We start from the raw sequence: 19826 nt of genomic DNA, 5'->3' as shown, positions 1-19826 counted from the left end.
GCTCAATTATCATTTGAATCCAGGCGTTTTTGAAATTCAGGATAGCCGATTTCAAAATGTTCGGAATAATCCAGCCCCCGTTGCTCATGCAGTGTGGATGCCCTCACCCCTAACCAGGCATCCAACAGCTTAAAGAACAGGAATGCCATAGGAAAGGCCCAAACAAACGCGACGATGACACCGGTCAGCTGCACGAATAACGTCGAATAAGAAAATGCACCCTGCGGAAACAAGGCCACTGCCAGCGTTCCCCAGACACCGCCAAAGCCATGTACAGCAATAGCACCGACCACATCATCCAGTTGCAAACGATCTAACAGATTGACCCCTAACAGATAAAAAATACCGCCAGCAAAACCCACCAGAATAGATGAAAACGGCGAAAAATAAGCCGCCCCCGCCGTGATGCTAACCAAGCCGGCAATACTCCCATTTACCGTAGCGGACATTAATACCGGCTGCTTTCTGACCGCCATAAAAAATAATGCGCCCACGCCACCTGCACAACCACCTAAATGAGTATTTAGCAGCACCAGCCCCAAGTTATTTTTTTCCAGAGTGCTGATACTGCCACCATTAAAACCAAACCAGCCCATCCATAAAATAAATCCGCCCAAGGCGACCAAAGGCAGGTTGTGTCCTGGGATTGCGCGGGTTTCTCCCTGTCTTGAATAGCGTCCTAAACGCGGCCCTAAAGCCATCACACCCGCCAAAGCACACCACGCACCAATTGAATGTACAACCGTTGAACCGGCAAAATCGATGAAGCCTAATTTTGTTAACCACCCCTTTTCATTCCAGGCCCAGCTACCAAACACGGGGTAAATAATGCCGGTTACCAAGGCACTAAAAATAAAATAGGCGTTAAAGTGCATGCGTTCAGCCACCGCACCACTGACTATGGTGGCAGCCGTTGCTGCAAACATGGTTTGGTAAGCCAACTTAACGGCTTCAACAGTGGTAAAGCGTTGTGGAAAAAAATGATCGATCCCCATCCAGCCCGTGGTATTGTCACCAAACATCAAGCCAAAGCCCACTGCCCAGAAAATCAAGCCCCCCACACACATATCCATATAGTTTTTCATCAGTACATTAACCGAATTCTTTGCACGCGCCGCACCTGCCTCCAAAAAGGCGAATCCCGCCTGCATAAAAAACACCAGTACAACACACATGGCTACCCAAATAAGTTGTAAATCACTCATAACAAAATTTCTATAGATTTGTAGGTTAAAAAAAGACGACGTAAAAAGCGATAGGCGGCATTGGCACGCAGCAACGGTGTTTTTTTATCCAGCGCTTCGCCTGTCCAGGAGACAAAAACCGTAGGAATACCGTTGTCGATAGTCATGATATACGCAGGGCTGATGACATCTCATGCAGCATAGCTACATGCTCCAAAGATAGAGCGTATGCCATCATTGGGGAAGGAAAAGCCGTCCGGTTCGCCTTGCACCAATACCTTGCCGTTAAATTCAGAGATAACCGAACCGTCACGCTGCACGGAGATAAAACTATCGTGCTTTATCTGCGGTGGCATTGGTTAACGGATAAAACACATGGACATAATACAGCGCACCTTTAGTGATGTTTTGAACAGCCCGTGCAGTATTTCCAGTCATGTTATTCCCCTTTTTGATAGTAAGTGTTATTGAATAAAAGCAATAATCGAGCCAATAAGTTAACTAACCTAAAGTGGGGAGTGCCTAAGTCATACCGCGCAGTACGAATTAAATGTCATGAAAGATAGCCTGACATTTGCACCAAGATGGCGTGAGTTTTTAATTTTTCGCACTAAAAAAGTGCCCCTTGCAGTAGTCGTCACCTTCGGTTCTTAATTTTTTCAGTACCCACTGAATGGAAGTAGTTTCTGTTAAAATCAGCGTCCTTTTAAGCCAGCCACAAGGAATGCTCGACGCATGACATCATCCCCTGATCCCAAAGAAAACCAGCACTTGTCATTACGCGAAGCCGCTCTTGAATATCACCAGTTTCCCACTCCCGGAAAAATCAGCGTTACCCCCACCAAGCATTTAACCAATCAACGTGATCTGGCATTAGCCTATTCGCCTGGCGTGGCGGCGGCATGCGATGAAATTGTTATCGACCCTGCCAATGTCTTTAAGTACACCGCACGAGGCAATCTGGTTGGCGTAGTCACCAATGGCACAGCAGTATTGGGTTTGGGTAATATTGGCCCGTTAGCATCGAAGCCGGTTATGGAAGGCAAGGCGGTATTGTTTAAAAAATTTGCAGGGATTGATGTGTTTGATCTGGAAATTAATGAACCCGATCCTGATCGGTTGTGCGACATCATCGCCGCTTTAGAACCCACTTTTGGCGGCATTAATCTGGAAGACATTAAGGCTCCGGAATGCTTTTATATCGAACGCAAACTCAGCGAACGCATGAAGATTCCGGTGTTTCATGACGATCAGCACGGTACCGCTATCATCGTGGCGGCGGCACTGTTAAATGGCTTAAAAGTGGTTGGCAAAGACCTTAAACACTGTAAATTGGTGGTGTCTGGTGCGGGCGCGGCTGCGCTGGCGTGTTTAAATCTACTGGTTGAGCTGGGATTTCCAATCGATAATATTTTTGTGACCGATTTGGCCGGCGTGGTGTATCAAGGGCGTATTGAATTAATGGATCCTGATAAAGCCCGTTTTGCCCAGGCAACCGACGCACGTAGTCTAGCGGAGGTCATAAAGAACGCCGATATTTTTCTGGGTTTATCCGCAGGTGGCGTGTTAAAGCAGGACATGGTTAAACGTATGGCAGATAGGCCGTTAATTTTCGCCTTGGCTAATCCTACCCCTGAAATTCTGCCGGAAGAAATTAAGGCGGTACGCGATGATGCCGTTATCGCGACAGGCCGTTCTGATTATCCCAACCAGGTGAATAATGTTTTATGTTTTCCCTATATCTTCAGGGGCGCACTGGATTGCGGGGCGACCACCGTTAATCTGGCGATGAAAATGGCGGCGGTGCAGGCGATTGCCGATTTGGCGCAAGCCGAACAATCTGACGTTGTGGCAAAAACTTATGGGGTCAGCAATCTGTCTTTCGGGGCTGATTATCTGATTCCGATGCCGTTTGATCCCCGCTTAATGACCAAAATTGCGCCCGCCATTGCCAAAGCCGCGCAAGATTCTGGCGTGGCAACACGGCCTATTGTGGACATGCAAGCCTATATCGAGCATCTACAGCAATTCGCCTATCATAGCGGTACGTTTATGCGGCCTATTTTTCAACTTACCAAGCACGTCGAAGCCGCTAAAAAGCGCATTGTTTTTGCAGAGGGCGAAGAAGAAAACATTCTGCGAGCCTTGCAAATCATTGTCGATGAGAAAATTGCCAACCCGATTTTAATAGGCCGTCCCGCTATTTTGGAACGGCGTATTAAAAAATTCGGCTTACGGCTTAAACCCGGTATTGATTTTCAAATCGTGAACCCAGAGCACGATGAGCGCTATCGTGATTATTGGCAAACCTATTTGCAGATGACCATTCGTAAAGGTGTCACCGAGCAATATGCCAAACTGGAAATGCGCCGCCGACATACGCTGATCGGTGCCATGATGGTGCATAAAGGCGATGCTGACGGGATGATCTGTGGCACGTTTGGCGCGACCGGCCTGCACCTGCATTATATTAACCATGTGCTGGGCAAACGGCCGGGTGTTAATGTTTATGCTGCGATGAACGTGTTGATTTTGCCCGAACGGCAGATTGCTCTGGTGGATACCCACATCAATGAAAATCCTACTGCGGAACAACTCGCCGAAATAACGCTGCTGGCGGCGGAACAAATGCGGCGATTTGGTTTAATACCGCGTGTTGCGTTGCTATCGCATTCTAACTTTGGCTCAGGTAGCACCGAATCAGCGCAAAAAATGCGCGACACACTTGCCCTTCTGCAAACGCAAGCACCAAATCTGGAAGTTGACGGTGAAATGCACGGCGATACGGCACTGGATTTTGATATATTGAAACAACTGATGCCGAATTCACCCCTGCAAGGCAGTGCTAATCTTTTGGTATTACCAACGATTGATGCGGCTAATATCGCTTATAATCTGCTCAAAGTTGCCGCTGGCAATGGCATTGCTATCGGCCCCGTATTGCTGGGTTGTGCGAAACCCGTGCATATTCTTACCCAATCGGCCACTGTGCGGCGCATTGTCAATATGACGGCATTGTGTGTTTTGGATGCTGTAGAAGCAAGATAAAAAAAACGCATTACCCCGTCGAGTTAAGGTAATGCGTGGGTGCTTTAGGCTAGCAAGCAGGGGGTTACCAGGAGAGGTAAGTTACGTCGATAACATAATTTACTAAGCTATTTTTATGCCAACTCTGTAATAATGATATTAAATAGTTTTTAAACAAGGTCTTATTTTAAAAATGGAATATTTACTTAACATTAAAACCCTATAAATTGCACCAATTTAATTCAAATTTCATTAGTCTATGACCGTTATTGTGCAAAACCGATTTTAATTTTTACCTGAACCGATTGCACCATAAAGGCGCGAGAGCGCACCTAAAATGATCATGTTAAATATTGCGATATGTTACCGATCAACTGATTTTCAATGTATTTACAAGAAATTAATAATGGCGCATTTATTGCTTTATTTTTAAGTAATCGTAACTAATTGAGAATCGATAATGAAAACAACTTGTGCTTTTTTATTTTTTAGGATGATTGTAGCGTTATGGGCAACATCATCCCGTGTTTCTGTCTCGTAAAAAGCGGGCAATAATCAGAACCACCTACATTTTGGAAATTCATTACCCATAGGATGCATTTTGGGCTATTAATCCAGCCCGTAATCGCAAAAACAGGAAAAAAATAATATGACTGTTCGAGTCGCTATCAGCCACAAAACCGTGTATCAATTTGACCGAATGGTCACCTTATCGCCGCATATATTTCGCCTGCGTCCGGCGGTACATTGCCGGACACCGATTAAAGCCTATACTCTGCGCATTGAACCTAAAAATCATTTTATTAATTGGCAACAAGACCCCTTTGGTAATATCCTGGCACGGGTGGTCTTCCCTGAAAGCTGCCAAAAATTAAGCGTGGAAGTCGAAATTATTGCCGATTTAACTACCATCAATCCGTTTGATTTTTTTGTGGAAGACTATGCGCAAAATTATCCGTTTAATTATGATTCACTGACCGAGAAGGAGCTGCAACCGTATTTAGAGCAAACCGAAAATGGTGTGTTGCTTAATCAGTGGATCAATGAGTTTGATATTGCCGAACGCTCGATTAATGATTTTATCGTTGATGTCAATCGCAAGGTCTTTACCGGCCTAAGCTACAACATTCGCATGGAAGTCGGCATCCAAAGCTGCGAAGAGACTTTAGAAAAACTCAGTGGCTCGTGCCGCGATTCAGCTTGGCTACTGGTGCAGATACTACGCAAACTGGGGCTTGCTGCCCGCTTTGTTTCCGGCTATCTGGTACAGCTCACCGCCGACCTCAAATCCCTGGATGGCCCCTCTGGCCCCGAACAGGATTTTACCGATTTACATGCCTGGACTGAAGTCTATATCCCTGGTGCAGGCTGGATAGGTTTAGACCCGACTTCTGGGTTACTGACAGGAGAAGGCCATATTCCTTTGGCGTGTACTCCAGATCCCGCCAGTGCTGCACCGGTTTCCGGTGCGACCGATAAATGTGAAGTGACGTTTGAGTTTAGCAACAGCGTCACCCGCTTACACGAAGACCCACGGGTTACCAAGCCTTATACTGATGACCAGTGGGCACGTATTGATGCCTTGGGACACGCTGTCGACCAAAATTTACAGGACAATGATGTCCGCCTCACCATCGGCGGCGAACCCACCTTTGTGTCTGTGGATGATATGGCGGGCGACGAATGGAATACCCATGCCGATGGCGCTCATAAGCGTGAACGCGCACAGGCTTTGACCTTGCGGTTGCGTGATCGCTTTGCCATCGGTGCCATGCTGCATTACGGCCAGGGTAAATGGTATCCAGGGGAACCCGTACCTCGCTGGCAATACGGTATTTTTTGGCGCAAAGATAACGAACCGGTGTGGCGTAATCCCGCGTTACTGGCCGACATCAACCGCAATTACGGCGTGGTGGTGGAGCAGGCGCAGGAATTTGTTACTCAAATCGCTTTGCGTTTAGGACTGAAGCCTAAATATATCGTCAATGCCTTTGAAGACAGCTTCTATTATTGCTGGCAAGAAGGTACGCTGCCGGACAACGTTGATCCGTTAACCTACAATTTAAAAGACAGCATTGAACGCAAAACCCTGACCCATTTACTCGATGGCGATTTAGGCGAACCGGTCGGTTTTGTCTTGCCTGTGCAATGGAACTGGGCGGCACAGAGCTGGAAAAGCGGCCCGTGGACGTTTCGTCGCGACGCCATGTTCCTGGTGCCAGGCAATTCGCCGATGGGCTTGCGTTTACCGCTGTCCAGCTTACCCTGGGTTGCACCCGATAAACGCGATACCCAGGAGCCACAAAGCCTGTTTGACGACCTGCCGGAACTGGGGGATTATTACGGTGAAGTCGCCAGGCGTTACAGTACTTTTCAAAAAAACGCCAAGACGCCTTTAGAGGAAAATACACAGGCCATCGGCGACGAACCCACAGCAACTGTCGATGTACCTCATACGGCAATGTGTGTCGAAGTGCGTGAAGGTCGGCTTTACGTCTTTATGCCACCGCTCACGTATCTGGAACATTATTTGGAACTGGTCGCCGCTATCGAGGCCACTGCCGACAATTTAAAGATTCCCGTTGTGCTGGAAGGCTACGAGCCACCGCGCGACTATCGCATAGAACGTTTGATGGTTACGCCTGATCCTGGTGTTATTGAAGTGAACATTCACCCTTCCAAAAGCTGGCAAGAGCTGGTTGATAAAACCACGCTACTGTATGAAGAAGCCCGACAATCCCGATTGGGCACAGAAAAATTTATGCAGGATGGCCGACATACGGGTACCGGTGGTGGCAACCACATCACACTGGGGGCAGAAACACCGTCGGACAGTCCGATATTGCGCCGCCCCGATTTACTGCGCAGCTTGATTACTTACTGGCAACATCATCCGGGCTTATCATATTTATTCTCCGGTATGTTTATTGGCCCTACCAGTCAGGCACCGCGTGTTGATGAAGGCCGCGATGAAAAATTGTATGAACTGGAAATTGCCTTTCAGCAAATACCTACCGGCGAAGTGCCTGAACCGTGGTTGGTTGATCGCTTGCTACGGCATTTGTTAACCGACATCACTGGCAACACGCACCGTTCGGAATTTTGTATCGATAAGTTGTACTCACCGGACAGCTCGACCGGACGTTTGGGTATTCTGGAACTGCGCTCGTTTGAAATGCCGCCCCATGCACGGATGTCGCTGGTACAAAACCTGTTGCTGCGCACCCTGATTGCCTGGTTCTGGCGTGAACCCTATCAACACGACCTGGTGCGCTGGGGGACTGAATTGCATGACCGTTTCATGCTACCTCATTATGTCCGCGAAGATCTGCAACAGGTGTGCAAAGATTTGCAACGCGCCGGTTTCAATTTTGAATTGGACTGGCTGGAGCCGTTCTTTGAGTTCCGTTTTCCCCGTTACGGTAATACGCTGGTGGATGGCATTGATATGGAATTGCGTTTTGCCATTGAACCCTGGCATGTACTGGGTGAAGAAGTTAGCAGTACCGGCACGGCGCGTTATGTCGATTCCTCTGTTGAGCGTATTCAGGTCAAGGTGACGGGAATGACCGAAGGTCGCTACGTGATTACCAGTAATGGCCGACGTTTACCGATGCGCACGACCGGTCGTAAGGGTGAATACGTGGCGGGGGTGCGTTATCGTGCCTGGCAACCGCCGTCTGCTTTACACCCTACCATAGCGCCGCACATGCCGTTGGTGTTCGATGTGATTGATACCTGGAATGGCCATTCGGTAGGTGGCTGTACGTACAATGTGGCGCATCCGGGGGGGCGCAGTTATGACGACTTCCCAGTCAATGATTTTGCTGCCGAAACCCGTCGTATCACCCGTTTTTGGGATTATGGCCATACGCCAGGCGCTGTCGCTCCACCGCCTTTTGTCGCCAAGCCCAAAGGCACAGAAACCTCGTTCAAAGTTAACACGGCCAGCCAAAGACCGATGGCACCACCGGTTGAAGAATTAAGCAACGAATATCCATTTACGTTGGATTTACGCCATAAAAATCGCTGATAATGATTCGGTTTTTAGGGTAACGGAATGATTAAACTAGAGAGATATTTTAAATGACTGATAAATTGCACACACTGTCTCCTGCTACTTTAACCCTGGAGAATAAAACTTACACCCTGCCAACATCGGTGGGGGTTGAAGGCGAAAAAGCCATTGATATTTCCAAGTTACGTGCTGAAACCGGCTACATCACACTGGATGAAGGTTACGGCAATACCGGCGCGTGTGAAAGCGCCATCACTTACATCGACGGCGACAAAGGTATTTTGCGCTACCGTGGTTATGCGATTGAGGAATTGGCCGAAAAATCACGTTTCGTGGAGGTTGCTTACCTGCTACTGCACGGTGAGTTACCGAAAGCCGAGCAATTGCTGCAATTCTCAACCCGTTTGAATGAGTCATCCATTATTCACGAAGACATGCACCATTTTTTTAATGGTTTCCCGCGTGGCTCTCATCCGATGGGCATACTGGCAACGATGGTGGCCTCGTTGTCCACGTTTTATCCTATTCCTGATGAGCTGGACAGCGCCACCGAAATTCAGATTGTCGCCAATTTGGTGTCGCAGGTACGCACCATTGCCGCGTTTTCCTATAAAAAATCCATCGGCGAGCCGTTGATTTATCCGTCTTACAAGCTGAAATATACCCGCAATTTTCTCAACATGATGTTCGCCTCCCCCGTGCGCGATTACGAGCTGGATGAAGATATTGTGCGGGCGATTGATATGTTTTTTATCCTGCATGCTGATCATGAACAAAACTGTAGTACCTCATCGGTGCGTACCGCTGGCTCCAGCATGGCCAATGTGTACGCGGTGGCTTCAGCCGGTATTTGTGCGTTGTGGGGGCCACGGCATGGCGGGGCTAATCAGCAAGTGATTCAAATGCTGGAGCAAATCCATGCCGATGGCGGCGATGGCACGGAATTTATCAACCAGGCCAAAGACAAAAATTCTACCAGCCGACTGATGGGCTTTGGCCATCGGGTCTATAAAAATTTTGACCCGCGTGCCCAGGTCTTAAAACAACAATGCGATAAGCTGTTGAATAAGTCCGGCATGACTGATCCATTATTTGATATTGCTCGGCGACTGGAAGAAATTGCATTAAAAGATGATTATTTCATCTCGCGTAAACTCTACCCCAATGTGGATTTTTATTCCGGTTTAATCCTGCGGGCGGCGGGTATACCGACCAATATGTTCACGGTGCTGTTTGCCATTGGCCGTATGCCTGGTTGGCTGGCACATTGGCGGGAAATGTTGCACGCCAAACAAGTCACCATTACCCGTCCACGCCAAATTTATGTGGGTGAAACGCTGCGACGTTATCAGGATGTTGATCAACGGTCTTGAATGACATGTATTTTTCAATGCGAGTGAAGGAATAATTTTGCGTAAAGTGAAAGGCGCAGCCCATGAATGAGGGGCAATATTACGCGACGCAGCTAGGTGTTTATGGTGAAATACCTGGCACAGAAACCAAGGCGTTACCGTATTCGGAACGTTTTATGGATACGCTGGACACCCTGCGCGAAAGCGAGCTGGAGCAGGTTCGCCGCGAAGCGCAGCGGCTGTTACGCAAAAATGGCGTTACTTATAATGTTTATGGTGATGCCCAAAAGCTTACCCAACCCTGGCGGCTAGACCCGATTCCATCACTGATTGGCAGTGAGGAATGGTTAACCATTGAAGCAGGACTTAAACAACGCGCCGACCTTCTGGATCTGATTTTAAAAGATCTGTACGGTAAACAAACGCTACTGAAAAAAGGCTTACTTCCCAGTGAGCTGATTTATGGGCATACGGGGTTTTTAAGGCCTTGCGTTGGTGCGTTGGCTCAGCAACAGCGGCATTTAACACTGTATTCAGCCAATCTTGCCAGAGGCGCTAACGGGCGGGTATGGGTTTTAGATGACCGTACCCAAGCGCCATCGGGTGCTGGTTACACCTTGGAAAATCGCAGGGTGATGCGGCGGGTGTTGCCCGATATTTTTCGCGAAACCCACGTACAGCGGCTGTCGGGATTTTTTAAAGCCCTACGGAAAGAGCTGGCAGACATTGCGCCACATAATAAAGAAGCACCACGCATCGTCATCTTAACTCCCGGCCCGCTCAACGAAACTTATTTTGAACACGCTTATTTAGCGGCACACCATGGTTTTACCTTGGTGCAAGGCGATGATTTAACGGTACGCGATGGCACTGTCTGGCTTAAATCCCTTGAGGGTTTGCAAGTGGTGGATGTTATTTTACGACGTGTAGATGATTCTTTTTGCGATCCGCTGGAATTAAACAGTAGTTCACGGCTGGGGGTTGCGGGTTTGCTGGAAGCGGTCCGCCGTGGCAATGTGGCGATTGCCAATCCTTTGGGCAGCAGTGTTTTGGAAAATCCGGCTTTGCTGGCTTTTTTACCGCGCTTATGCCGCCATTTTCTAAACCAGGAATTGAAGCTGTCTTCGGTAGCCACTTGGTGGTGCGGCCAACACCGCGAACGCGATTTTGTCTTGCAAAATATCGACCGCTTGGTTATTAAACCTATCAACCGTAGTCATGGCGATTATGCTGTCTTTGGCGGTTTGTTAAGCCAACAGGAAAAAGAAGACTTACGCGCCCGCATTACTGCCAAGCCTCATTATTATATCGGCCAGGAACAGGTCAGTTTTTCCACCTTGCCCGCGTTTATTGACCATCATGTCGAGCCGCGACATGCGGTATTGCGCACCTTTGTTGTGGCTAATGGCGGGAATTATGCCGTCATGCCGGGGGGACTGACACGGGTTGCCCGTCAAAAAGACGCATTCAGCGTTTCAAATCAGGCTGGCGGTATTAGCAAAGATACCTGGGTTTTATCGTCAGAACCGGACAAACCTGATAGCGTATGGACACAACCAACCCGTTCAATACAGCTCTTGGCAGTCACTGAGCCATTAACCAGCCGCGCCGCTGATAACATGTTCTGGGTGGGTCGACATCTTGAACGCACCGAGGCTTCAACCCGTTTACTGCGTACCACGCTCATTAAACTGCTGGAAACACCCGATTATAAAGCCGCCATTGATGCCGATTGTCTGGCGATATTATTACGTGCGTTAACGCAAGTTACCGGCACTTACCCAGGGTTTATCAAAGCGGATTTACAGGCGCTTAAAGTGCCACAAGCCGAATTGCTGGCGCTGGCCAAAGACAATCAAACCGGTACGCTGTCCGCCAATATCCATGCCCTGGTGCAATCTGCCAACAGTATCCGTGATTTGTGGTCACAAGAAACCTGGCGCAGTATTGATAATATCCGCCGACGCTGGTACGCAAAGGTTGTGAATGCTGACTGCACGATTGAGCAATTACAAACCCACCTGGATGAGCTGATTACCGGGATTGTGGCGTTTACCGGCTTAACCAGCGAGAATATGACCCGTGAGGCCGCCTGGTTAATGCTGGATAGCGGACGTAGGCTGGAACGCGCCCTCGCTCTTGTTGCTTTGCTGCGGGCGACAGTAGTGCAAAAACATCCTGATGCGTTGCAAAACCAGGTGCTGGAGGTGGTATTGCTGACAACGGACAGCTTAAGTCTTTACCAGCGCCGCTACCGTGCATCTATTGCGCTAGCGATGGTATTGGAATTGTTGTTGTTTGATGAAACGCATCCACGTTCGCTGGCTTACCAGCTGCAACAATTAACCCAGCATTTCCAGGCATTACCCAAGGACTGTGCCAAAAGCCAGTTAAGTGATTGCGAGCGTTTAATCCTGCAAGCTTACACGGGTATACGCCTTAGCAAAGCACTGGAACTGACGCAAATCGATGCCACTGCCTACGTTTATACTGAGTTGGAACAGCTGTTATCGGATACCGCCCGTTTACTGTGGAAAATTGCCGATAACATCGCACAAACCTATTTTAGCCACTCCCAGTCGTCACAATTATTGCTGCTGAATAGCCAGGAAGAGGAACTGTGAGATATCGGATAACGCACACCACCCATTACCATTATAGCCAGCCGGTAGGCTTATGCCAAAACGAGGCCCGTTTGCATCCGCGTGATTTTTGGCGGCAAGAATGCCAGTCCAGCCACTTTGACATCAACCCCAGACCTAGCGATTTTATCGAACGGGTGGATTTTTTTGGCAATCACGTCACCTATTTCGCGGTTCAACAGGCGCATACCGAACTGACGGTCACCTGCATGAGCGAGGTTATTGTCTTTCCCAAGCAAACCCACCTGGGTATTAACCTGTGCTCGTGGGAAAGTGTACAGGCACTGTTGCGCCATATCCCCCTGCAAGCACAGATGCAAAGCCAGCAAGGTCAAATTCAGCAGCAATCAATCAATCCAGATAAAACCCTTGAATTGCTGGACGCACAGCAATATGTGCTGGATTCACCGATGGTGGTCACTAGCGCTGAATTAAGACACTACGCCCAAAGCTCTTTTTTGCCTAATCGCCCCTTGGTTGATGTTGTCCAGGATTTGATGCAGCGTATTTTCACCGATTTCACCTATGATCCAAGCTTTACCACTATTGCCACGCCGTTGTCGGCGGTTCTGTCACACAAGCGCGGGGTGTGTCAGGATTTTGCCCATTTGGCCATCGCCTGTTTACGCAGCTATGGCATTGCCGCGCGTTACATCAGTGGTTATATCGAAACCATCACTGAACCTGGCCAACAGCGGTTGGTCGGCGCGGATGCCTCACATGCCTGGTTTGCCGTTTATATCCCTGATATGGGTTGGCTGGAGTTTGATCCCACCAACAATACCTTGCCGCATGAGCAACATATTACCCTGGCCTGGGGGCGAGATTATTCGGATGTGACCCCATTAAAAGGCATCGCCTTTGGCGGCGGCCAGCATACACTGTCGGTATCGGTTGATGTGTTGCGCTTACCGTTTGTTTATGAGCGGCGCTTGCGTCCCCGTTGAGACATAAGGGGACTTCTAAAAATTATCCGATCATGCTTCGACAGGCTCAGTACGAACGGATAACTAACTGATTTAACGATAAAACCGTTCGCACTGAGCTTGTCGAAGTGCATAATTAGAGGTTTCCATAACACTAGACATTTAAGGAGAAACAATGAGTCATATTCATCTTATCGGCGGCGAAAAAGGCGGGGTAGGGAAATCTGTGCTTGCCCGTGTGCTGGCGCAATTTATGATAGATCATAAAATACCGTTCATGGGTTTTGATACCGACCGTTCGCATGGTTCGTTACTGCGTTTTTATGCCGATTACGCCTCACCCAGCCTGATTGACAATTACCAAAGTCTGGATGCCATCGTTGAGACGGCTTTGGCGAACCCTGAACAGCGCATTCTGGTGGATTTGGCGGCGCAAAGCCATCAGCCGTTAGCAAAGTGGCTTGAAGAATCTGGCGTACTGGAATTGGCTGATGAACTGAACATTCATCTAAGCTACTGGAATGTGATGGATTCTGGCCAGGATTGCGTTAATTTGTTAGACAAGCTGCTCGAGCAATATGGCTCGCGCCTGAATTATATACTGGTACAAAATCAGCTGCGTGATGACAGTTTTACGCTGCTGGAATCGTCCGGCGTTAAAGAGCGGGCTTTGGCATTGAAGGCCAAAGTGATAACCTTAAAACGTCTGCATCCTGCCACCATGACCAAAATTGATGGCAACAGCGCCAGTTTTTGGGCGGCCAAAAACAAAGACGCTGACAGCCCCAACAGCTTGGGATTGCTGGAGCGGCAACGCGTCAAAATATGGCTAAAACACGCGTATAGCCAGATTCAAATGGTGGGTCTTTGATGCCTTCGAACACAAAGTTTATAGCACTCATCACCGGCACATCCCCATGAAACTACGCGTGCAGTGTGATCTTCATTTTCAGGTAGATACGGCAACGGCGTTGATTTTAATGCTGCGGCCTTTAAGCGGCGCACAGCAAAGGATTACCCAATCCAGTTACCTTGTTGAGCCGGATGTAAAAATAACCGAGAGCAAAGACAGCTATGGCAATTTCCGTCAACGCCTGGTTGCACCTGTTGGAAAGTTTAGTGTACGTACCTGTGCCGAGGTCATTACGACCGAAGCTATTGATAGCGCACCAGGTGCTAATTTTGTTGAAATCCAGAATCTCCCCAACCCAATTCTACCGTTCCTGTTACCCAGCCGTTATTGTGAATCGGATCGGTTTGGCGACCTTGCCAGGAAGATAGTCGCCGATGCGCTGCCAGGTTATGACCAGGTCAGCAAAATTACTGACTGGGTGCGCCATTCAATAAAGTACATCCCAGGTTCCAGCGACGCACCGTTATCGGCGGTTGAAGTGCATCAGCGTGGCTATGGTGTATGCAGGGATCTTGCCCAATTAGGCATCACATTATGCCGCAGTATCAGTATACCGGCGCGGTTGGTGGTGGGTTATTTGTACCAGCTTGAACCCATGGATATGCACGCCTGGTTTGAAGCCTACATCGGTCGCCGCTGGTATACTTTCGATCCTACCCAGAGCGATTTACGGGGCGGGCGGGTCATTATTGCTTTTGGGCGCGATGCAGCGGATGTTTCTATATTTCATCAATTTGGATCTGGCTGTATACTGAACACTATGGATGTCCAGGTTAACTTACTGACGGACACTCTGTAAATGCACTTGAAAATACTGTTTAGAAAAGATTTTTTTTGAAAAAAATCAGTGTATTTATGGATAAGAAAAATCAAGTGGGATAAAATGACACACGTTTCTTGCCAAACTCAAACCCTGTTAAATTTATGACTTATTGTATTGCAGCTTCTATAGACGAAGGTCTTATTCTGGTTTCTGACTCCAGAACCAATGCGGGCATTGATAATGTCAGTACGCATGGAAAAATGCACGCGTTTGATACGCACAATGACCGCAAGATTGTTTTGCTCTGTGCGGGTAATCTTGCCACCACCCAGGCCGTTTTAGAACAATTGCACCGCGATAAAATAAAAGGTGCAGGCATTAACTTTAATACGGTGGAATGCTTGTCGGAAGCGGCGGAGTATTTGGGTCATATCAGTGTTGACAAGCAAAACCAGCATAAAAATACCGAGGGGCAGTCTGCCTTTAATGCGTCCGCTACCTTTATCTTGGCGGGCCAAATCGGCAATGAACCACACGCTGCCTATATGGTGTATGCCGAAGGTAACTATATCACTACCTCAGCCAACACGACGTTTTTGCAAATCGGTGAAAACAAATACGGTAAGCCTATCCTGGATCGGTTCCTTAAGTTGGAAACGTCCATTGACGAAGCCGCACGTTGTTGCCTGGTGTCAATGGACTCCACCATCCGCAGTAATGCCAGCGTGGGGCCGCCGGTAGAAATGCTGATTTACCGGACCAACAGCTTCAGTCTGGCCGATTATTATTGCTTCGACGACGATAACGATTATATGCTACAACTACGCCGAAGCTGGGAAAATAAGCTCCGTGAAGCAATTGGCGCATTGCCGCCATTAGAGCTATCGCTGACTAAGCGTATGCGGGTTAATTTATAAAATAGACTGTATTTACACCTCCTACTGCTGACGGGGTAATATTTAGCAGGGTGCTGGCTATTGTCACCAATATACAGCGTTTTCAACTTAGGACAGTTACAGCCACCGTTCGTGCTGAGCTTGTCGAAGCATGAACGGCACACTTCGACAAGCTCAGTGCGAACGGTTACGCTGTAACTATTGAGCTGTGAAAACGCTGTAGCATTAAAGAATTAAAATACAGCCCATTGTTCTGTATAACGGCGAACATTCACTTTTATTGATTATCGAGTTTTATTTTTTTCTAGCCTCATGCCGCAACACATTCCAAAGCGAACGGACATTACTGTGCAATTCACCTGAAACGACCGTAATGGCTATTTCTTCGGCAGCAGCCAGTACACAAAGTACGGTAGCCAACCTGAAGGGCCACACTGAAAAATCAAGAAAGAGCGGGTACAGCGATAACCCGATAGCTGCCAAAGCCACTTTCACAAGCCAGGTGTGATAACTGGTGACCGCACTAAATTTAACATAGCCAATTATCGCCGGTAACAGATAACACGCCATCACCACGCCGACATACAGCGCTTCGTGGCGGATAATGTCTGGCCATAGCCACCAAGCCCCAAGAGTAATGGTCACAAACAAGGTGACATCGGCGCAACTGTCGAGTTTGGCACCGAATTCACTCACTTGGCCACATAACCGCGCAACCAGGCCATCTACGGCATCCGAAAAAAATGCTGCCGCCAGTAACAACAAAAACGCTATCGCATAGCCTTGCCAGGCCAAGACTAACAACACAGGTGAACACAGCAGCCGAAACGCCGTCAGCCCATTGGCTAGCGTCATTAATTCGTGGGGGATTTTCATAGTTGAAACCTGGCGATCAATGGCACATGGTCGGATAAATGCGGCCAGGGCGCATGCAGCAAACGTTCACAGGATACCGGCTGTACACCACGGTAATAAATGCGGTCCACCGGCAATAAAGGCAGCCAGGACGGGAATGTCAGCGCCCTGCGGCCATGCACGCTGTGGAAAGCCTCTTGCAAGGCCAAATGCTGGGAAAAATGCCGCTCCGCGACATCCCGCCAATCATTAAAGTCACCTGCGACAATTAACGCGGCATCGTGCGGTACGTGGCTGTCGATACGTTTACACAATGCTGCAATCTGTCTTTGGCGTTCTACCGCAAACAAACCGAAATGAATGCAGATGATGTGTACGGGGCTATCTCTGCCAGGGATCTTCAAAACCCCGTGCAATAGGCTGCGACTGGCGCGGCGGAACAATGACACATTAATGTTTTCCCAGCTTATGACAGGAAATTTACTCAAGATAGCATTACCGTGGTGGCCATTGCTGTAGGTGGCGTTTTGGCCATAAGCGCGATGCGGCCATGCCCCTTTGCTTAAAAATTCAATCTGTGCGCAATCGGGCCAACCGCTGATATGCTGTTGGTGGCGGTAGTGTTCGCCTTGTATTTCTTGTAAAAACAGCACATCGGCTTCGGTCGCCAGCAACGCAGTACGGATTTGGTGTAAGACAAAACGCCGGTTTCCTGCGCTAAAGCCCTTATGGATATTATAAGTAAGGATGGTCAACTGGTTTTCAGGCATTGGGCATCCTCAGCATTAATAAGGGCGGTTACGGATATGCCAGCGGAATAACAACGGCGACACCGAGGTTTCGAACACGAAAAAAACTAACCCCGTCAGTACGACATCCCATTTATCCAGGCCGAGCGCAGACTGCAACACCAGCGTTGGCAACAACGCTTCGGGGAAGACATCCAGCAAACGGGCGCGACTGCTGGGTGCAAAGCCTAGCCGCCGTTTGGTGAAGCTGGCCAGCAGATCAGCGCTGATTGACAATGCACCAAACTTAGCTCCTAACAAGGCAGATAAGCCTATCATGGGCGCAACTGCCGCCGTGCAAATGATCGCTGCCAACAAACCGCGCCAGGTTTTCGATGCCCCAAACACAGGCCGCTGGTCGAATAATAATAAACCAGCATCCACCGGCTGTGCGTAACGTTCTCCAAACAATTTACGGCTGATGATAGGCGAGCCATTGGCAACACAGATCAAAATCAGGGCTTGGGCAATACGGGTTGACTCAAAAATCATGCTGAACCTATTTTTTTACCGCGTGTTAGATATTTTTATGTTCATTTTATAACACGCTACTATCGGGCTACAAGCCCCTGTATCAATACCGTCGCTGATTATTTAAGTCGATTTCTTCATCTGGCTTTTAACGACGCGCCTTTTCCGTTATGCCAATGATAAAAGCCCCTTTTTGCCGCCTCGACGATCAACAGATAAACCACAACCATGCCTGCCAAGATGGCATAAAACTCAGTGGGTGGCGGCACAAAGCCAAAGTACGTACCTACAGGCGTAAAGGGCAGTGTTGCACCAATCAGCATTACCGACAACGAGGTTGCCACCAACACCGGATGGGCACGGCTTTTAAACGGGTTGCCACGGGTGCGGATGATGAAAATCACCAGCACTTGCGTGGACAGGGACTCGACAAACCAGCCGGTTTGGAACAGTGTTTCGTTGGCTTTGAGTACCACCAGCATGACGTAGAAAGTCATAAAATCAAACAGCGAACTGATGGGGCCGATCACCAGCATAAAATTGCGGATAAAGTTCATGTCCAGCACGCGTGGCTTACGCAGCTCTTCTGGGTCTACTTCATCCAGTGGAATCGGTACTTCGGAGAGGTCATACAAAATATTGTTGAGCAATATTTGCGTGGGCAGCATCGGCAAAAAGGGCAAAAATAGCGCCGCACCCGCCATGCTGAACATATTGCCGAAATTGGAGCTGGTGCCCATCATGATGTACTTCATGATATTGCCGAAGGTGCGGCGGCCTTCCAAAACACCATCCAGCAGCACGTTCAAATCCTGATCTAAAAGGATCATATCGGCGGCTTCCTTGGCGACATCGACCGCTGAATCCACCGAGATACCGACATCCGCCGAATGCAGGGACGGCGCATCGTTGATGCCATCGCCCATATAGCCGACCACATGGCCACGTACTTTGAGCGCCAGGATCACACGGTCTTTCTGGGACGGGTTGACACGGCAAAACAGGTTAGTTTTTTCCACTCTGGCGCGTAATGCGTAATCATCCATCTGGGCAATGTCCTTGCCAGTCAGTATGCCGGTGACCGGAATATTCAATTCGGCGCAGACATGCTGGGTGACCAGCTCGCTATCGCCGGTGACAATCTTAACCGTTACGCCCCAGTCTTTGAGCGCGGCAAGCGCCGTACCCGCACTGGCTTTGGGTGGATCGAGGAAACCTGCAAACCCTGCAAACACCAAATCTGTTTCGTCGCCGATAACGGCATCGGAGTGGTCTTGTGGCACAGTGCGCCAGGCAATGCCCAATACCCGAAAACCTTCTTTTTCCAGCGCAATGTGTTCGTTGTGTATCCGATCCCGACTGGCTTTGTCGAGTGTAAGCTGGGCTGCATTGCCCTGTTCTTCATAGTGAGTACACAGACCAATAATCTCCTCGGATGCGCCTTTTACCACCAGTATCCGGCCATTGCCCTTATCCAGCAACACCGACACCCGCCGCCGCTCAAAATCAAATGGCACTTCGTCGATTTTCTTCCAGGCGCTGACATCGATATGTTCATGCGCGAGGATCGCATCGTCGAGCGGGCTTTTAAGGCCAGTCTCAAAAAAACTGTTGAGATAAGCCAGTTCCAGCACCCGTTCGCTCGGTTTGCCTTGTGGGTCGACATGCTGTTCCAGCCGAATTTTGGCTTCAGTCAGCGTGCCAGTTTTGTCCGTGCATAACACATCCATCGAACCCAGGTTTTGGATGGAAGCCAAGCGCTTGACGATCACCCGTTTCTTGGCCATGTGCAAAGCACCCCGTGACAAAGTGACCGACACCACCATCGGCAGCAGTTCCGGTGTTAGCCCGACCGCCAGTGCCACCGCAAACAGGAAGGAATCCAGCCACGGTTTGTGCATGAAGGCATTAACCAGCAACACGAACAGTACCAATAAAATGGTCAGCCGCATAATGAGCAGGCCGAAACGGTGCGTGCCAACCTCGAAGGC

The 19826-nt window shown here is 48.9% G+C and carries 13 protein-coding genes and 1 pseudogene; 8 read left to right on the top strand and 6 right to left on the bottom strand.

Going from position 1 to position 19826, the window contains the following annotated elements; translation table 11 throughout:
- Positions 1–2: 2 nt before the first annotated feature.
- On the bottom strand, positions 3–1205 hold the full coding sequence (locus CRENPOLYSF2_RS17950; protein WP_087145327.1) for an ammonium transporter: 1203 nt from the start codon (positions 1203–1205) through the stop codon (positions 3–5).
- Positions 1202–1540 (bottom strand): annotated as a pseudogene (locus CRENPOLYSF2_RS17945) (glutamine synthetase III domain-containing protein). Before CRENPOLYSF2_RS17945 ends, CRENPOLYSF2_RS17950 begins: the two are co-directional and overlap by 4 nt.
- A gap of 379 nt (positions 1541–1919) precedes the next feature.
- Between CRENPOLYSF2_RS17945 and CRENPOLYSF2_RS17940 the strand changes: the two are divergent.
- From CRENPOLYSF2_RS17940 to CRENPOLYSF2_RS17905, 8 genes are all read left to right on the top strand, one after another.
- Positions 1920–4232 (top strand): NADP-dependent malic enzyme, encoded by a 2313-nt coding sequence (locus tag CRENPOLYSF2_RS17940; protein WP_087145326.1) that lies wholly within the window; start codon positions 1920–1922, stop codon positions 4230–4232.
- 628 nt (positions 4233–4860) lie between these two features.
- Positions 4861–8244 (top strand): transglutaminase family protein, encoded by a 3384-nt coding sequence (locus tag CRENPOLYSF2_RS17935; protein WP_087145325.1) that lies wholly within the window; start codon positions 4861–4863, stop codon positions 8242–8244.
- Between the two features lie 53 nt (positions 8245–8297).
- Positions 8298–9602, top strand: a complete 1305-nt coding sequence (locus CRENPOLYSF2_RS17930) for a citrate synthase (RefSeq protein WP_087145324.1) — start codon at positions 8298–8300, stop codon at positions 9600–9602.
- Positions 9603–9664: 62 nt separating this feature from the next.
- Positions 9665–12205: a circularly permuted type 2 ATP-grasp protein gene (locus tag CRENPOLYSF2_RS17925; RefSeq protein WP_087145323.1), complete on the top strand. Its 2541-nt coding sequence runs from the start codon at positions 9665–9667 to the stop codon at positions 12203–12205.
- Positions 12202–13170, top strand: a complete 969-nt coding sequence (locus tag CRENPOLYSF2_RS17920; protein ID WP_087145322.1) for a transglutaminase family protein — start codon at positions 12202–12204, stop codon at positions 13168–13170. The genes CRENPOLYSF2_RS17925 and CRENPOLYSF2_RS17920 overlap by 4 nt, the downstream gene beginning before the upstream one ends.
- Before the next feature lie 154 nt (positions 13171–13324).
- A complete protein-coding gene (locus tag CRENPOLYSF2_RS17915) occupies positions 13325–14020 on the top strand; it encodes a P-loop NTPase family protein (protein ID WP_087145321.1) in 696 nt (231 codons plus the stop codon).
- A gap of 46 nt (positions 14021–14066) precedes the next feature.
- Complete coding sequence (locus CRENPOLYSF2_RS17910) at positions 14067–14861, top strand: transglutaminase domain-containing protein (protein ID WP_087145320.1); 795 nt, start codon at positions 14067–14069, stop codon at positions 14859–14861.
- A 125-nt stretch (positions 14862–14986) separates the two neighbouring features.
- Positions 14987–15742, top strand: coding sequence for a proteasome-type protease (locus tag CRENPOLYSF2_RS17905; RefSeq protein ID WP_087145319.1), 756 nt, complete (start codon positions 14987–14989; stop codon positions 15740–15742).
- Positions 15743–16015: 273 nt separating this feature from the next.
- Here CRENPOLYSF2_RS17905 and CRENPOLYSF2_RS17900 read toward each other — a convergent pair whose 3' ends face one another.
- The 4 genes from CRENPOLYSF2_RS17900 to mgtA form a co-directional block, all read right to left on the bottom strand.
- Positions 16016–16597: a CDP-alcohol phosphatidyltransferase family protein gene (locus CRENPOLYSF2_RS17900; RefSeq protein ID WP_087145318.1), complete on the bottom strand. Its 582-nt coding sequence runs from the start codon at positions 16595–16597 to the stop codon at positions 16016–16018.
- On the bottom strand, positions 16594–17346 hold the full coding sequence (locus CRENPOLYSF2_RS17895) for an endonuclease/exonuclease/phosphatase family protein (protein WP_087145317.1): 753 nt from the start codon (positions 17344–17346) through the stop codon (positions 16594–16596). The genes CRENPOLYSF2_RS17900 and CRENPOLYSF2_RS17895 overlap by 4 nt, the downstream gene beginning before the upstream one ends.
- 15 nt (positions 17347–17361) lie before the next feature.
- Positions 17362–17856, bottom strand: a complete 495-nt coding sequence (locus CRENPOLYSF2_RS17890) for a cytidylyltransferase family protein (RefSeq protein ID WP_087145316.1) — start codon at positions 17854–17856, stop codon at positions 17362–17364.
- A 116-nt stretch (positions 17857–17972) separates the two neighbouring features.
- Positions 17973–19826: magnesium-translocating P-type ATPase (mgtA, locus tag CRENPOLYSF2_RS17885; protein WP_087145315.1), on the bottom strand; the 1854-nt coding region annotated here is incomplete at its 5' end.

The sequence above is a fragment of the Crenothrix polyspora genome, assembly GCF_900163755.1.
Classification (GTDB): Bacteria; Pseudomonadota; Gammaproteobacteria; order Methylococcales; family Methylomonadaceae; genus Crenothrix; species Crenothrix polyspora.
The sequence above is the reverse complement of the archived record's forward strand: the minus strand, read 5'-3'. Positions and strand labels throughout refer to the sequence as shown.

Coding starts and splice junctions, on each gene's coding strand:
- CRENPOLYSF2_RS17900 (WP_087145318.1), bottom strand. CDS start 16,597: ATGAAAATCCCCCACGAATTAATGACGCTAGCCAATGGGCTGACGGCG.
- CRENPOLYSF2_RS17905 (WP_087145319.1), top strand. CDS start 14,987: ATGACTTATTGTATTGCAGCTTCTATAGACGAAGGTCTTATTCTGGTT.
- CRENPOLYSF2_RS17930 (WP_087145324.1), top strand. CDS start 8,298: ATGACTGATAAATTGCACACACTGTCTCCTGCTACTTTAACCCTGGAG.
- CRENPOLYSF2_RS17940 (WP_087145326.1), top strand. CDS start 1,920: ATGACATCATCCCCTGATCCCAAAGAAAACCAGCACTTGTCATTACGC.
- CRENPOLYSF2_RS17895 (WP_087145317.1), bottom strand. CDS start 17,346: ATGCCTGAAAACCAGTTGACCATCCTTACTTATAATATCCATAAGGGC.
- CRENPOLYSF2_RS17915 (WP_087145321.1), top strand. CDS start 13,325: ATGAGTCATATTCATCTTATCGGCGGCGAAAAAGGCGGGGTAGGGAAA.
- CRENPOLYSF2_RS17925 (WP_087145323.1), top strand. CDS start 9,665: ATGAATGAGGGGCAATATTACGCGACGCAGCTAGGTGTTTATGGTGAA.
- CRENPOLYSF2_RS17935 (WP_087145325.1), top strand. CDS start 4,861: ATGACTGTTCGAGTCGCTATCAGCCACAAAACCGTGTATCAATTTGAC.
- CRENPOLYSF2_RS17890 (WP_087145316.1), bottom strand. CDS start 17,856: ATGATTTTTGAGTCAACCCGTATTGCCCAAGCCCTGATTTTGATCTGT.
- CRENPOLYSF2_RS17910 (WP_087145320.1), top strand. CDS start 14,067: ATGAAACTACGCGTGCAGTGTGATCTTCATTTTCAGGTAGATACGGCA.
- CRENPOLYSF2_RS17950 (WP_087145327.1), bottom strand. CDS start 1,205: ATGAGTGATTTACAACTTATTTGGGTAGCCATGTGTGTTGTACTGGTG.